The following is a 13,832-nucleotide window of genomic DNA, read 5'->3' on the forward strand; positions in this document are numbered from 1 at the left end:
CAGTCGTGAGTGAAACCCGCAGCAAGCCCCGCCACCGCAGAAGGAAGACCGCACTGGCGGTCGGCGTCCCCCTGGCGCTGACCGCCGCCGGAACCCTCGCCTACGGCACGGACTTCGGCGTCTTCGGCGCGGACGCTCAGCGAACGGCCTCCGCGGCCACCGCCGCCCCCGCCTGGGCCACCGCCACCGCCGACGGCTTCGCCTCCGTCAACGCGCTCGGCCAGAACGGCACGTACGGCGGCCGGGACGGCAAGACGGTCACCGTGAAGACGCTCGCCGACCTGGAGAAGTACGCGACGGCCGCCGAGCCGTACGTCATCGTCGTCGCCGCGACGATCACCATGGACCCCGTAGGAAAAGAGATCAAGGTCCAGTCGAACAAGACGATCGTCGGGTCCGGCACCTCAGGGCAGATCGTCGGCGGCGGCTTCTTCCTCGGCTCCGGCGTCCACAACGTGATCATCCGGAACCTGACGATCCGGGACGCGTACCAGGGCATCTGGAACGACAAGGAGCACGACTTCGACGGCATCCAGATGGACGGCGCCCACCACGTCTGGATCGACCACAACGACCTGCGGAACATGGCCGACGGGCTCATCGACGTCCGCAAGGACAGCACCTACGTGACCGTGTCCTGGAACAAGCTGAGCAACGACAACAAGGCCTTCGGCATCGGCTGGACCGAGAACGTCGTCACCGACATCACGATCCACCACAACTGGATCCGCGAGACCGAGCAGCGCAACCCGTCCACCGACAACGCGGCCCACGCGCACCTCTACAACAACTTCCTGGAGGACGTGGCCGGGACGACGATCAAGTCCTCCTACGGCAACTACTCGCGCGGCGCGACGAAGATGCTGTTGGAGAACTCCTACTTCCAGGGCATGAACAACCCGGTCATCAAGGACAGCACCGCGACGATCGTCCAGAAGGGCAACACGTTCGTCTCCACGACCGGGCGAAACGAGAGCGGCGGTACGGCCTTCGACGCGAAGACGTACTACGCGTACACGCTCGACAAGACGGCGGATGTGCCCGCGCTGCTCAAGTCCGGGGTTGGACCGCGGAGTTCGATAGGCACTTCCGCGGCTGCCACGACCGCCGCGGCCGCCACCACCCTCACCGTCGCCAAGGACGGCAGCGGGCAGTACTCGACCGTGCAGGCCGCGGTGAACGCCGTACCGGCGAACAACGCCTCGCGGGTCGTCATCGCCGTGAAGCCGGGGACGTACCGCGAGCTGGTGAAGGTCCCGTCGAACAAGCCGCACGTCACGATCCAGGGCACGGGCAGCAGCCGCAAGGACACGGTGATCGTCTACAACAACGCGTCAGGGACGCAGAAGCCCGACGGCTCCGGCACCTACGGCACCGGCGGCAGCGCCACCGTCGCCGTCGAGGCCGACGACTTCCAGGCCCGGAACCTGACCATCACCAACGACTTCGACGAGGCCGCCCACCAGGACATCGCCCAGCAGGCGGTCGCCCTGCGCACCGCGGCCGACAAGGTCTTCCTGGACTCGATCATCGTCAACGGCGACCAGGACACGCTGCTGCTGGACACGGCCGCCAAGGACAAGCTCGGCCGTGTCTACGTCTCGAACTCCTACGTCACCGGCAACGTCGACTTCATCTTCGGCCGGGCGACGGCGGTGATCGACAAGTCGGTCATCACCCTGAAGAAGCGCTGGAACGGCACCTCGGCCGGCTACATCACGGCCCCGAGCACCGTCGCCAACCGCAAGGGCATCCTGATCGCCAACTCCACCGTGAACGGCGACGTTTCTTCCGCGTCCTTCTACCTGGGCCGCCCCTGGCACGCCGGCGGCGACGCCACCCTCGACCCGCAGACCACGGTCCGCAACACCACCCTCAGTGCCGCGATCAAGTCCACCCCCTGGACCGACATGAGCGGCTTCTCCTGGAAGGACGACCGCTTCGCCGAGTACAAGAACACCGGCGCGGGGTCGGGTTCCGCGAGCTCCGACCGACCCCAGCTGACGGACGCGCAGGCCTCCGGCCAGGAGGTGGCGGACTGGCTGGGGGACTGGACGCCTACGGCGTCCTGACGCGGTCATGAAGACCGGGCGGGGACGGATTCGGCCTCTGGTCGGAGCCGGACCCGCGCGGTCGCCGGTATCGCCCGGCCGTCGGCGCCGATGTCGAGGGGACGATGGCTGCGCCCGTCCTCCGGCACCTCGTACTCCCACTCCAGCGACCGGGCGACCACACCCGTGATGGGGTGGTCGCGGTAGTAACGGACCCAGTCCGGCCAGAGCCAGGACCGCTTCTCGTCGGCCAGGAGCGCCAGCCGAAGCCGCTCCGCGGTCAGGGTCTGCTGGATGCCCTTGGCGTGACGCCGTACGGCATCGACGCTTTCGCCGTGGGTCCGTGCCTTGAAGCCGTGCGGGGAACGGTACGGCGCGGTCGTGCGCGTGGTGGTGCCGTCCTCGTCGATCCAGTCGACGGTCACCTGTCCGGTGCCGTGCACGGTGATCACCGTGTCGAAGGGGACGTTCCACCACAGTGCGCCCCGGCCGGTCCATCCGAGCGTCAGCGTCCCGTCGGGGTTCAGTCCGTGCCGGGGTACCGTGCGTTCGGCCAGCTCGTGCGGCGGGACGCCGAGACGGGCGGCGGCCTTCTTCAGGGACTTCACCAGCACCTTGTGCGCGTGCCGGGCGGGGCTGACCCAGTAGTGCAGGGCCCACAGCTCCTCCATCACGGCCAGGCCGGGCAGTTCGCCCAGGGCCGTGAAGGCGGCGCCCGCCAGACCGTCGTCCACGCGGTAGTAGGTGTCCATGGCCTGGACGTTCTTCCGGGCGGTGAGGGCGAGGTCGGCGGCCAGCTCGTCGCCGCCCTCGCGCAGCCAGCCGGCGGCGAGCAGAAAGCCGATCGCCAGGCCCCGCGCCGGGGAGGGCGGCCTGGTCTGCCCGAGTTCCCGCATCACATGGTGCGGGTCCGTCATGCCGTGGAAGGAGCCGCCCTGAGCCAGCTCCCGAACCGCGTCCCGGACCAGATCCCCGGCACCGTCGCCCTTGAGCAGGGTCTTGGTCCGGCGCTTCCACGCGGCGTCGACCTTGTACTGGTAGTTCCAGAACCCGGAGGCCGCACCGAGGTGCAGAACCAGGCCGGTCAACTCCGGTGACAGGCCGAGGACTCGGTCCCGTACGCGGTTGCTCCAGTCATTGCCGGGGTCGAGCAGGTCGGCCACAAGATCAGTCATACGGCGATCCTGCCAAAGGGCACTGACATCGGCTGACCGTGCGATCTCCCCAGTCGCGCACTTCAATCCAAGGGCATGCCGGGCATCAGCGCACTTCGCTCTTGACACTTGTCAGGAACGATGCCCATGAGGTCGCTCCGAAGACGAGCACCTTGCCGTCCGGGACTTTGCTGTCGCGGACCGGTACGAGGTTGGCGTGGCCGTCGGCGACCTCGACGCAGTTGGTGCCTCCCCCGTCGCTGTAGGACGACTTGCGCCACACGGCGGTGGTGAGGTCGGGGGTGGGTTTCATGATCTGCACTCCTCCAGAAGGCGCGCCCCGTTGCCTGGCGCCCAGGCAACGCCAGCCCTCTTCCGCAGCGTACGTGCAACCAGTGACGATCGATACACGAACGGTAATCACCGCTCGTCACGACCACCGCCACGCAAAGACCCCCGCGACCGATGCACCTCGGTCCGGGGGCGTGGCCGACGCTTATAAGGAGCGCCGACATGCGCGAACGTATCGCGGGGGTTTGCGAGTTGCTACTGCTGCCACTCGTTCGGGCGCTGTTGCCCGCGAAGGGCCGCCATCGAGCCGCCCCGGCCCAACGGACCCTTCAACACTCGGTGTTGGTGCCCGCACAAGTTGGCCGCCCGCTCGACGTATGGCCCTTCGAGCCCGACGGTCGGGGCCGACCTGGTCACAGACAGGTCCGGACTCCTCCTGATCTCCGACAAGGGCTTCGTCGCCTCCAAGGAGTTCGAGAACGACCTCGCAATGCGGGGAATCGAGCTGCTGAGGCCGTCGTTAATCAGCACGCCCACCGCCGAGCCAGGCGCCACATGCGACCGAACACATCGGATTTACTTGTCCAGGGGGAGATCCTTGGGTATGGAGTTCCTCTGTTACCACCGCGACCTACCCGGCTCCCTGCCACTGCGCGATGAGCTGCTGGATGAGCATTGGAACCAGCCGCTGCGACAGAACAGCACCCACGAAAAACCATGATGCCGCAGCTCACGACTCAGCCACATGAGACATCTTCTCAGCCGGGGGTCTGGTCCTGTTTGTAGCGCAGGCGTGTCTCGTGGGGCGTGAGGTAGCTCCAGTGGACGTGCTTGCGCAGGCGGCGTCTGTTGTAGAAGGTCTCGACGAAGTCGAAGATGCCGGCCCGGGCGGTGGCCCGGTCGGGCCAGAAGCGAGTGTCGATCTCCTCTTTCAGGTCGGCCCAGAAGCTCTCCGCGGCGGTGTTGTCGAAGCAGCTCCCCGTCCTGCCCATGCTTGGCCTGCAGTCCAACGCACCTATCCGAGTGCGTAGTTGGCGGGAGGTGTTACGCAGCGTCTCGGGATTGACGCCCAGATCGGTGGCGACCGACTTGATCGTCGCTGAGGGCCGCGACTCGTACAGCGCGACCGCGTCCGCCTCAGCCATGCCCCGGCGACCGCCTCTTCCGCCATGCACAAACTCCGCCTGGATCGCAAGCTCCGCTTCGGACAATTGATGGATCGTTGTCGTACGCGACGGAGCATGTACGAATTCCAGGTCCCGCCCTTATCTTTCCTCGTTTAGGGCGCCCGAGAATTTCCGCTCCCTTGACCAGAAAGAACCCGAACAATTTAAAGCTCCTGTTGTGCAAAGCGTTTTGGAAATCTACCGTCTGTGCCCACGTAGCCCTGAGGTATCGGCCTACGCGCCAGCGGAGATGCTTCATTGCCTCCCAGTGCGGCCACATAGAGATATCCGCATGCAGCAGGAATCCTGCTCTAGGAGGCGTTCCAGTGATTTACAACCGGTACAGATTTCTTGGCGTCGGCGTCGCACTGAGCAGTGTCGCGCTGGTCTCCGCCTGTGGTGGCAACAGTGCGTCAGGCGGCGACAGCGGGACCGGCGCGATCAAGATAGGTGTGGTCGCGCCGTTGTCCGGGGACTCCGCCGCCGCCGGCACGGACATCGTGAATGCCGCCAAGCTCGCGGCCCAGGAGATCAACAAGGACGGCGGCCTGCTCGGCGGCCGGAAGGTCGAGCTCGTGGTCGTCGACGACGCCTGCGACGCGCAGACCGGTACCGCCGCGATGCAGAAGCTGATGTCGCAGAACGTGGTGGCCGTGGCGGGCGGCTACTGTTCGGGCGCCGCCATCGCCGAGACCGTGATCACCGACAGGCGCAATGTCCCGTTCATCGCCGACGCGCAGACGAACGTGCAGATCACGGACCGTGGCCTCAAGCACGTCTTCCGCACCATCGGCCGCGACGACAAGCAGGGCGAGTTCGCCGCGAAGTACCTGGTGGAGCCCCTCAAGGCGACGAAGGTCGCGATCATCCACGACAACACGGCCTACGCCAAGGGCCTGGCCGAGGCGGCCAGGACCAGCCTCGGAAAGCTCGGCGGCAAGGACGTGTTCTTCGACGCCATCACCCCAGGCGCCAAGGACTTCACCTCCTTCCTGACCAAGGTGAAGAGCACCCATCCCCAGGCGATCTACTTCACCGGCTACTTCGCCGACGCCGGCCTGGTGCTCAAGCAGGCACGCGAGCTGGGCATCAAGGTCCCGATCATCGGCGGCGACGCGACCCAGGACGCGACCGTCATCAAGACCGCCGGCTCGGCCTCCGAGGGCTTCGCCACCACGACCGCCCCGCTGCCCTCCTTCATCAGCTCGGCCGCCGGGTTCGTCACCGCGTACAAGAAGGAGTACGACACCGACGCGGGGCCGTTCGCGCCCTACGAGTACGACGCGATCAAGGTGATCGCCGACGCCATCGGGCGGGCGAAGTCCGCCGACGCGCAGAAGATCACCGACGCGCTGCACGCCACCAAGGACTACAAGGGAATCACCGGCACCCTCAACTTCGAGCCGAACGGCGACCGGAAGAACGCGGTCTATGTGACCGCGGTCGTCAAGGACTCCACGTTCGTCCCCGGCAAGACCCTCGACGCCTCGGGCGCCTGGGTCGACGCGGGCTGACCGGGCCGACACAGACCGACATGAACGAATTCCTCCAGTACACGCTCAACGGCCTGACGGTCGGGGCGTTCTACGCGCTGGTCGCGTTGGGCTACACGATGGTGTACGGGATCATCCGGCTCATCAACTTCGCCCACGGCGACTTCTTCATGGTGGGCGGCTTCGTCGCACTGGGAGTGCTCAGCCTGCTGGCGGACGGCGGCATGCCGGCCGGTGTCCTGGTCGTGGTCGCGCTCGTCGCGGCCACGGCGGTCACCGGCGCACTCGGTGTGGCTTCCGCCCGTATCGTCTACCTGCCCCTGCTCAAGGCCCCGCAACTGTCGCTGCTGGTCTCCGCCCTCGGGCTGTCACTCGCCGTCGAGTACGGCACCGCGCTGTCGCAGGGCACCGGATTCAAGAGCGTCCCGCACATCGGCTTCCTCTCCGCCGACCACGCGATCCAGCTGACCGACAGCGTCCGGCTGACCTACGCGCAACTGGGCATCTTCGGTGTCAGCGTGGTGCTGATGGCCGCGCTGTTCTTCTTCGTGCAACGCACCGTCACCGGCACCACCATGCGCACCCTGGCGATGGACCAGGACGCCGCACGGCTGATGGGCATCAACGTCGAGCGCACCATCCTGCTGACGTTCCTCATCGGCGCCGGGCTCGCCGGCACGGCGGGCACCATGTACGCCCTGTACTACCCGCAGGTCAACTTCCTGATGGGCTTCCTTCTCGGCCTCCGCGCCTTCACCGCCGCTGTTATCGGCGGCATCGGCAACATCCCCGGAGCCATGGTGGGCGGGGTCATCATCGGGCTGCTGGAGTCCTACGCCACCGGCTACGTGTCCGGGCGGTGGACCGACGTGGTCGTCTTCGGCACGCTCATCGCCGTACTCGTCGTGCGACCGAGCGGGCTGCTCGGCGAGCGCGTGGCAGAAAGGGTGTGACAACGATGCGTGGACTTCTGGACTCACCACGGTTCAAGCTGCCCTCCCTCGCCGTGTTCGCCGTGATCCTCCTCGCCTTCCCCAATGTCGCGGGTGACTACTGGACCGACGTCGGCGTCAAGGTGCTGCTGTACGTCGTCCTCGGCTTCGGCATCAATGTCGTGGTCGGCTACGCGGGCCTGCTGGACCTGGGCTACTCGGCGTTCTTCGCCATCGGCGGCTACACCACGGCCATCCTCGTAGGCAACTACGACGTCAACTGGTGGCTCACCCTGCCGATAGCGATGCTGGTCGCCGCCATGGGCGGCTTCATCATCGGCTATCCCACGCTGCGGCTGCGCAGCGACTACCTGGCGGTCGTCACCCTCGGTTTCGGCGAGATCGTCCGGGTCACCGCCCAGAACCTGGAGTTCACCGGCGGGCCGGAGGGCGTCATCATCCCCGTCCGCCCGGTGCTCTTCGGCCACTCCTTCGACGACACGCTCAGCATGTACTACCTCGTGCTGGCGATCGCCCTCGTCGTGGGTCTGGCCGTCACCAGCCTCACCCGCTCGAAGATCGGCCGCGCCTGGGAGAGCGTCCGTGAGGACGAGAAGGTCGCCGAGGCGGTGGGCGTGCCCTCCATCCGGCTCAAGGCGCTCGCCTACATCGTCGGCGGCGTGATCGCCGGCCTGGCGGGGGCCTTCTTCGCCACCTACATCGGCATCGTCAACCCGACCAGCTTCACCTTCCTCACCTCGGTGCTGATCCTGCTGGTGGTCCTCATCGGCGGACGCGGCAGCCTGGTCGGGGTGTTCCTCGGCGCACTCGTCGTCCAGGGCATGCCGGAAGTCCTGCGGGGCATCGGCGACGAGTGGCGGATCTTCCTGTTCGCCGTGCTCCTCATCATCCTGATGTTCGTACGGCCACTGGGCCTGTGGCCCGCACGCACCCGGCGCGGGGCGCGGCTCGCCGACTCCGCGCAGGAACCGCCGCTGCCGCAGACCGCCGTGGCCCCAGGGGAGCCGCTGCTCCAAGTACGCGGCCTGACCATGCGGTTCGGCGGGCTACTGGCGCTCAACGACGTGGCCTTCACCGTTGAACGCGGCCAGGTTCTCGGCGTCATCGGGCCCAACGGCGCGGGCAAGACCACCGTGTTCAACTGCGTGACGGGCGTGGTCGAACCGACCTCCGGAGAGGTCCTCCTGGGCGGTGAGTCGCTGGTCGGGCGCCGTCCCCACGAGGTCGTACAGCGGGGCATGGCCCGCACCTTCCAGGGTGCGCGGCTCTTCGGCGACATGAGCGTCGTCGAGAACGTCCTCGTCGGCATGACCTCGCAGCTGAAGAGCGGCGTACTGACCTCACTGCTGCGGCTGCCCGCCCAGCGCCAGGAGGAACAGCGCGCCGGTCGGGAGGCCCGGTACTGGCTGGAGTTCGTGGGCCTGTCCGACAAGGCCGGGCGTCTCGCGCGCGAGCTGTCGTACGGTGATCAGCGCCGCCTCGACATCGCCCGCGCGCTGGCCGGCAATCCGCTGGTGCTGCTCCTGGACGAGCCCGCCGCCGGGATGAACCCCAGTGAGAAGACCGACCTCATGGAACTCGTCGCCCGTATCCGGGACCGGGGCGTCACGGTCGTCCTCATCGAGCACGACATGGCCTTCGTCATGGGACTGTGCGAACGAGTGCTGGTCATCGAGACCGGTACGCGGCTCACCGAGGGAGTGCCGGCCGAGGTTCAGCAGGACCCCCGGGTGATCGAGGCCTACCTCGGAGTGGACGAGGACGACGATGAAGACGCCGCGGGCGACGACATCGGCCCCGACGGGTCCACCACCCCGACTCTCGCGAAGGGCCACTGAGATGGCATTGCTCGAAGTCACCGACATGGATGCCTCCTACGGCGCGATCGAGGCCCTGTCCGGAGTCTCCCTGCGGGTGGAGCCGGGAGAGATCGTGGCGATCCTCGGCGCGAACGGCGCCGGCAAGACGACCCTGCTGCGTACCCTCACCGGGCTGCACCGCGCGAAGTCGGGCAAGGTCCTGCTCGACGGCCAGGACATCACCCGCACACCGGCGCACCGCATCGTGGGCATGGGCTTCGGCCATGTGCCGGAAGGACGCCGGGTGTTCACCGCGCTCGAAGTCGACACGAATCTGACGATGGGCGGCTACCTGTCCCGCAAGGACACCGCTGCGCTGGTTCAGCGCCGACAGCAGGTGTACGAGCTGTTCCCGCGCCTCGCCGAGCGGCGCGACCAGCTCGCGGGCACGCTGTCCGGCGGTGAACAGCAGATGCTCGCCATCGGCAGGGCCTTGATGAACGCACCGCGGTTCCTCGCCCTGGACGAACCGTCGCTCGGTCTCTCCCCGCTGTTCACCCGCAACATCTTCAAGATCGTGCGGCAGATCCGGGACCAGGGCACGGCGGTCCTCCTCGTCGAGCAGAACGCCCGCCAGGCGCTGCGGCTCGCCGACCGGGCCTACGTGCTGGAGACCGGCCGGGTCGCACTGGAGGGTCCGGCCGCAGAACTGGCCGCCGATCCGCGGGTGAAGGCGGCCTACCTCGGCGGCGCCGCGGAAGCCCCGCCGCAGGACGCCATCGTCGACAGCGCCTGACCAAAAGCGCCGGGAACCCCGTCGGGGTTCCCGGCGCCTCTCATACCAGGCCGGCTACTGGCACTGCGGCACTGCGGAAACCGTGGCTCGCCTGCCTCCACAAGACCATGCGGGTGTGCGCCCGCCCCTGACCTGCGATAGCGCTTCTTGGAACCGCCGGTCCGTTTCTCGAAGCGCACACGCACAGCCGCATCCCACTCATCGCCCCGTCCCCAATTTTTCGGTCGGACGGACGAGAATCCCTGGATCTCCGAACCCCTTAGTCAAGGATGTTCATGAGCACGACGAACGGCAAGAGAGTCCTGTTGCCCGGCGCCCGCGAGCAGACTCCTCCCTCGGACGGTCTGCGGGCCGGACTCAAGGACCGCCATCTGTCCATGATCGCCATTGGCGGGATCATCGGCGCCGGCCTCTTCGTGGGCTCTGCCTCGGGCATCGCCAAGGCCGGACCCGGCATTCTGCTGTCGTACGCCCTGGCCGGTGCGTTGGTCGTCTGCGTGATGCGGATGCTCGGCGAGATGTCCGTGGCCAACCCCACCTCCGGCTCTTTCTCCGCCTACGCCGACCGGGCGCTCGGCCGCTGGGCCGGGTTCTCGATCGGCTGGCTGTACTGGTTCTTCTGGGTCGTGGTGCTAGCTGTCGAGGCGACCGCGGGTGCCGTAATCCTCGAAGGATGGATACCGGCCCTCCCGCAGTGGGCCTGGGCGCTTGTCGTGATGGTCGTTCTCACCGCCACGAACCTGGCGTCGGTCGGCTCCTTCGGCGAATTCGAGTTCTGGTTCGCGGGCATCAAGGTCGTCGCCATAGCGGGTTTCGTCGTCATCGGCGGACTGGCGGCCTTCGGTGTACTGCCCGGCTCGGACAACCCGGGGGACGGCTTCGCCAACCTCACCGCGCACGGCGGCTTCCTGCCCAACGGCGCTCACGCGATCCTCTCCGGCATGCTGTTGGTCGCCTTCTCCTTCATGGGCAGCGAGATCGTCACCCTCGCCGCCGGTGAGTCCGAGGACCCGCAGCGTGCGGTCACCAGGGCCATCAGCAGCGTGATCCGGCGGGTCGGCTTCTTCTACCTGGGCTCTGTCCTCGTCGTGGTCTGTCTGTTGCCGTGGAATGATCCGGCGATCGCCGAAAAGGGCTCGTACGTCGCGGCCCTCGACTCGATCGGCATCCCGCACGCCGGCCAGGTCATGAACGCCGTCGTGCTCACCGCTGTGCTTTCCTGTCTCAACTCCGGTCTCTACACCGCCTCCCGGATGGCCTTCTCGCTCGGCCAGCGCGGCGACGCGCCCAGGGCCTTCGCCCGCACCACGATGCGGGGTGTCCCGCAGGCCGCGATCCTGGTCTCCGTCGTCTTCGGCTTCGTCGCCGTCACCTTCAACTACCTGTGGCCGGACACTGTCTTCCAGTTCCTGCTGAACTCTTCAGGTGCGATCGCGCTCTTCGTGTGGCTGGTCATCTGCTTCTCGCAACTGAGGATGCGGGGAATCATCCTCCGCGAGAACCCGGAGAAGCTCCTCGTCCGGATGTGGCTCTTCCCGTACCTGACGTGGGCGACCATCGCGGTCATCACGTTCGTGCTCGGCTACATGCTCACCGACGACAGTGAGGGCGGTGGACGGATCCAGGTGCTGTTGTCGGTGCTGGTTGCCGTGCTGGTGGTGGTGGTCTCAATGGTCCGAAGCGGTGTCGGCCGAAACGCCGACGATGAAGCCGTCAGCCGCTGGTAGGTGCCGGCCTGCGTTCAGCGGAGCCCCGGATGCTGCGGCCACCGGTATTCGGAGCCCACCACAGGAAGGAGTTGATGGCATGTCCGCCTTCAGACGACGCAAAGGCAACCTTCCTCGTCTGGCCCCCGAACTCGACGACATCGTCCTCGGCCGGGTCCGGCGACGTCTTGAGATCAGCTGGGCCCGCGGCGAACTCGATACCACGGTCGTCGCACTGATGGAGAAGGTGATCCTGGACGCAGGACAGGACTGGGACCGTAAGGCGCACCGCATGGGGGTGCTCGCCGAGGCCGCCGGGCGGGCACTGCCACAGATCTGGCGGCGTCAATCCCCGCAGGATCCAGAAGCACTTCTGCTCCACGCCTGGTCAGAGGTGGCGCATGCGCGGGCGCAGGGAACGCACGTGGACCTGCGCAGCATCCGGGAGACCTGCCTGCGCGCGGCCGAGCTGACACCCGCCGACCCCACCCCCTGGACCGTGCTCCTGGCCGCGATGCGATGGGAGCAGGAACCTTACGGCGAGGTGGGGCAGGTCTGGCGGGAGATCAAGGCCCGGGATCCGTGGAATCGGGAGGCGCATCTTCAGGCCTTGGGATATCTGTCACCGGGCGAGTGCGGTTCCACCGGGCAGGTGCTCGACATGCTCGACGGCATCCGTTCCTTGATGCCGGCCAGGGCTCCCACGGTCGGTTTGGAAGTCACCGCGTTCGTCCACGGCTACCTTCGCGCCGTTTCCGCCGGCGGCATGGCGGCGCTGAACGCCGGGGACCACTGGAGACGACCTGATGCGGCCGCGGCACTGAGCCGAGCGGCGCGTGACTGGCCGCTCCCTGGATTCCTCGGCCACGCGGCGGCACTGGCGGATCTCAACGTGCTGGCCTACGCGTTGGTCAAGGCCGCCCTGATGGACGAGGCCGTTGTCGTGCTGCGCGCCACGGCAGGCATAGCGACGCCTTGGCCATGGAACGCGGAGGGAGACCCCTTGGAGCGCTTTTCGTACTGGCACGGCGCGATCTCACGCGCCCGGCCCGCGGACAGCCGACGATGACCGCAGGTACCAGCCTTGCCCTGTCACTCACACCGGGCCGGAGGTTGTTACGCGTGAAAGCGAAGTCAACTGTTCTTCTTCATACGGCCGCAGTCACGGCCCCAGTCACGGCCTCAGTCGCCGAAGGCCAGCCCCCGCCCCGCCAGCCGGACCCTGATCCCTTCCTTCTCCACCCGCACGTCCCGCAGCCGCAGTTCACCGCTGGGCGGCTCGGGCAGCTGGAAGCCGAGGGAGAGCTGATCGGCGAGGACAGGGCGGGTGAGCCGGGAGAGGGCGTCGAGGAGCGCCGGGTCGAGGCCGAGGCGGTCGAGCACCTCGGGGTGGGCCAGGGTCAGGTCGAGGAGGTTGACCCGCATGGCCTGGTGGACGAAGTCGGGAGAACCGGTCAGGGCGGCGAGCTTGTCGTCGTTGCTCAGCGCCTCGCGGACGGTCGTGTCCGGCACGCCCATGCGCCGTACGACCGACGGCACGCCCAGCAGCGCCCGCACCTTGCGGGTCTCACGGGCCAGCCCGGCGGCCGACTCGGGCGTCAGGTGCAGGCCCTCCGAGGCGCGGGCACCGGGCCGGTACGTCGCCAGGTCCCCCACCTTCAGGCGCATTCCGCCGATCGTCGTGGCGATGCCCTGGTCGCCGTCGCGCCCGATGCGTACGTCGGCCCGCAGCCGCAGATCGTGTCCGGCGACCGGCAGCATGCCGCGCGCCAGGATCCGGTCGCGGCCGGCGCCCGTGAACGTCACCTGGGACGCGCCGAGTTCACGGTTCATGTCGGCGAAGGAGAGCAGGACGTCGCCGCGCAGCTCGGGAACGCGGGCCCCGCGCACGGAGGTCGGCCCGTCGCCGTCGAGTGTGATGTCGTGTGCCGTCGCCGACACCGAGGCGAGGGTGACCCGGTCGGCCGCCACGTCCGGGACGGTCACCTTCACCGAGTCCAGGCGCCCGCCGACGAGTTGGGGCAGGAAGGGGAAGCCGTCGATCTCCACCTCGGGTGCCGCGGTCAGCTTCATACGGTTCTTGAGGGCGTCCGCCGCCCGGTGCTCGGCGTAGAGCACGGCCCAGCGGTCGGCGAGGGTGAGGAACGCGGCGAGCACCAGCAGGCCCATCACCGCCTTCAGCGCGAACGGCAGTCCGGCGAACCGACCGCGCCTACGGCGTCGGCCGCCTTGGCGGTGCTGGGGCGGGGACCAAGGTTCCTCGTCCCCGCCCGGCACTTCATACGGGTCATGCGGGTCGTGCAGGTCATACAGGTCACGCGGGTCATTCAGATCATGCTGGTCTGGATAGGGATGCGTCGATACGTGGTGGGGGGCGCGCATCGATCCATCCGACCATGCGTGTGCCCCCCACCCGCAACCTC

General features: G+C 67.7%; 11 protein-coding genes. 7 read left to right on the top strand and 4 right to left on the bottom strand.

Going from position 1 to position 13,832, the window contains the following annotated elements; genetic code table 11:
- Positions 1-5 precede the first annotated feature (5 nt).
- The gene (locus ACFYO2_RS38685; RefSeq protein ID WP_388359121.1) at positions 6-2,072 is read left to right on the top strand and encodes a pectinesterase family protein; all 2,067 of its coding nucleotides are present in this window, start codon (positions 6-8) and stop codon (positions 2,070-2,072) included.
- 5 nt (positions 2,073-2,077) lie between these two features.
- Here the strand turns inward: ACFYO2_RS38685 and ACFYO2_RS38690 are convergent, their stop codons facing one another.
- From ACFYO2_RS38690 to ACFYO2_RS38700, 3 genes are all read right to left on the bottom strand, one after another.
- Positions 2,078-3,226, bottom strand: a complete 1,149-nt coding sequence (locus tag ACFYO2_RS38690; RefSeq protein WP_388359124.1) for a hypothetical protein — start codon at positions 3,224-3,226, stop codon at positions 2,078-2,080.
- Positions 3,227-3,311: 85 nt separating this feature from the next.
- Positions 3,312-3,518 carry a DUF397 domain-containing protein gene (locus ACFYO2_RS38695; protein ID WP_388359127.1) on the bottom strand — a complete coding sequence of 69 codons (207 nt, stop codon included), beginning with the start codon at positions 3,516-3,518 and terminating at the stop codon, positions 3,312-3,314.
- Between the two features lie 736 nt (positions 3,519-4,254).
- Positions 4,255-4,641, bottom strand: coding sequence for an IS3 family transposase (locus ACFYO2_RS38700; RefSeq protein WP_388359129.1), 387 nt, complete (start codon positions 4,639-4,641; stop codon positions 4,255-4,257).
- Positions 4,642-4,988: 347 nt separating this feature from the next.
- On the opposite strand from ACFYO2_RS38700, the gene ACFYO2_RS38705 reads away from it, so the two are divergent.
- The 6 genes from ACFYO2_RS38705 to ACFYO2_RS38730 all read left to right on the top strand — a co-directional run bounded on the left by ACFYO2_RS38705 (position 4,989) and on the right by ACFYO2_RS38730 (position 12,478).
- Complete coding sequence (locus ACFYO2_RS38705; RefSeq protein ID WP_388359132.1) at positions 4,989-6,176, top strand: branched-chain amino acid ABC transporter substrate-binding protein; 1,188 nt, start codon at positions 4,989-4,991, stop codon at positions 6,174-6,176.
- A gap of 20 nt (positions 6,177-6,196) precedes the next feature.
- Positions 6,197-7,108 carry a branched-chain amino acid ABC transporter permease gene (locus ACFYO2_RS38710; protein ID WP_388359135.1) on the top strand — a complete coding sequence of 304 codons (912 nt, stop codon included), beginning with the start codon at positions 6,197-6,199 and terminating at the stop codon, positions 7,106-7,108.
- A 5-nt stretch (positions 7,109-7,113) separates the two neighbouring features.
- Positions 7,114-8,946 carry an ATP-binding cassette domain-containing protein gene (locus tag ACFYO2_RS38715; RefSeq protein ID WP_388359137.1) on the top strand — a complete coding sequence of 611 codons (1,833 nt, stop codon included), beginning with the start codon at positions 7,114-7,116 and terminating at the stop codon, positions 8,944-8,946.
- Position 8,947: 1 nt separating this feature from the next.
- The gene (locus ACFYO2_RS38720) at positions 8,948-9,703 is read left to right on the top strand and encodes an ABC transporter ATP-binding protein (RefSeq protein ID WP_388359140.1); all 756 of its coding nucleotides are present in this window, start codon (positions 8,948-8,950) and stop codon (positions 9,701-9,703) included.
- A 275-nt stretch (positions 9,704-9,978) separates the two neighbouring features.
- Positions 9,979-11,430, top strand: coding sequence for an amino acid permease (locus tag ACFYO2_RS38725; RefSeq protein ID WP_388359143.1), 1,452 nt, complete (start codon positions 9,979-9,981; stop codon positions 11,428-11,430).
- Positions 11,431-11,509: 79 nt separating this feature from the next.
- Positions 11,510-12,478 carry a hypothetical protein gene (locus ACFYO2_RS38730; RefSeq protein WP_388359146.1) on the top strand — a complete coding sequence of 323 codons (969 nt, stop codon included), beginning with the start codon at positions 11,510-11,512 and terminating at the stop codon, positions 12,476-12,478.
- A gap of 113 nt (positions 12,479-12,591) precedes the next feature.
- Here the strand turns inward: ACFYO2_RS38730 and ACFYO2_RS38735 are convergent, their stop codons facing one another.
- Positions 12,592-13,791 carry a DUF2993 domain-containing protein gene (locus ACFYO2_RS38735; protein WP_388359147.1) on the bottom strand — a complete coding sequence of 400 codons (1,200 nt, stop codon included), beginning with the start codon at positions 13,789-13,791 and terminating at the stop codon, positions 12,592-12,594.
- Between the last annotated feature and the right edge of the window lie 41 nt (positions 13,792-13,832).

This window comes from Streptomyces sp. NPDC006602, assembly GCF_042870385.1.
Lineage (GTDB): Bacteria > Actinomycetota > Actinomycetes > Streptomycetales > Streptomycetaceae > Streptomyces.

Bases quoted from the DNA above. Each gene is read 5' to 3' on its own strand.
- ACFYO2_RS38715 (WP_388359137.1), top strand. From the start codon at position 7,114: ATGCGTGGACTTCTGGACTCACCACGGTTCAAGCTGCCCTCCCTCGCC.
- ACFYO2_RS38735 (WP_388359147.1), bottom strand. From the start codon at position 13,791: ATGCGCGCCCCCCACCACGTATCGACGCATCCCTATCCAGACCAGCAT.
- ACFYO2_RS38710 (WP_388359135.1), top strand. From the start codon at position 6,197: ATGAACGAATTCCTCCAGTACACGCTCAACGGCCTGACGGTCGGGGCG.
- ACFYO2_RS38720 (WP_388359140.1), top strand. From the start codon at position 8,948: ATGGCATTGCTCGAAGTCACCGACATGGATGCCTCCTACGGCGCGATC.
- ACFYO2_RS38690 (WP_388359124.1), bottom strand. From the start codon at position 3,226: ATGACTGATCTTGTGGCCGACCTGCTCGACCCCGGCAATGACTGGAGC.
- ACFYO2_RS38700 (WP_388359129.1), bottom strand. From the start codon at position 4,641: ATGGCTGAGGCGGACGCGGTCGCGCTGTACGAGTCGCGGCCCTCAGCG.
- ACFYO2_RS38725 (WP_388359143.1), top strand. From the start codon at position 9,979: ATGAGCACGACGAACGGCAAGAGAGTCCTGTTGCCCGGCGCCCGCGAG.
- ACFYO2_RS38730 (WP_388359146.1), top strand. From the start codon at position 11,510: ATGTCCGCCTTCAGACGACGCAAAGGCAACCTTCCTCGTCTGGCCCCC.
- ACFYO2_RS38695 (WP_388359127.1), bottom strand. From the start codon at position 3,518: ATGAAACCCACCCCCGACCTCACCACCGCCGTGTGGCGCAAGTCGTCC.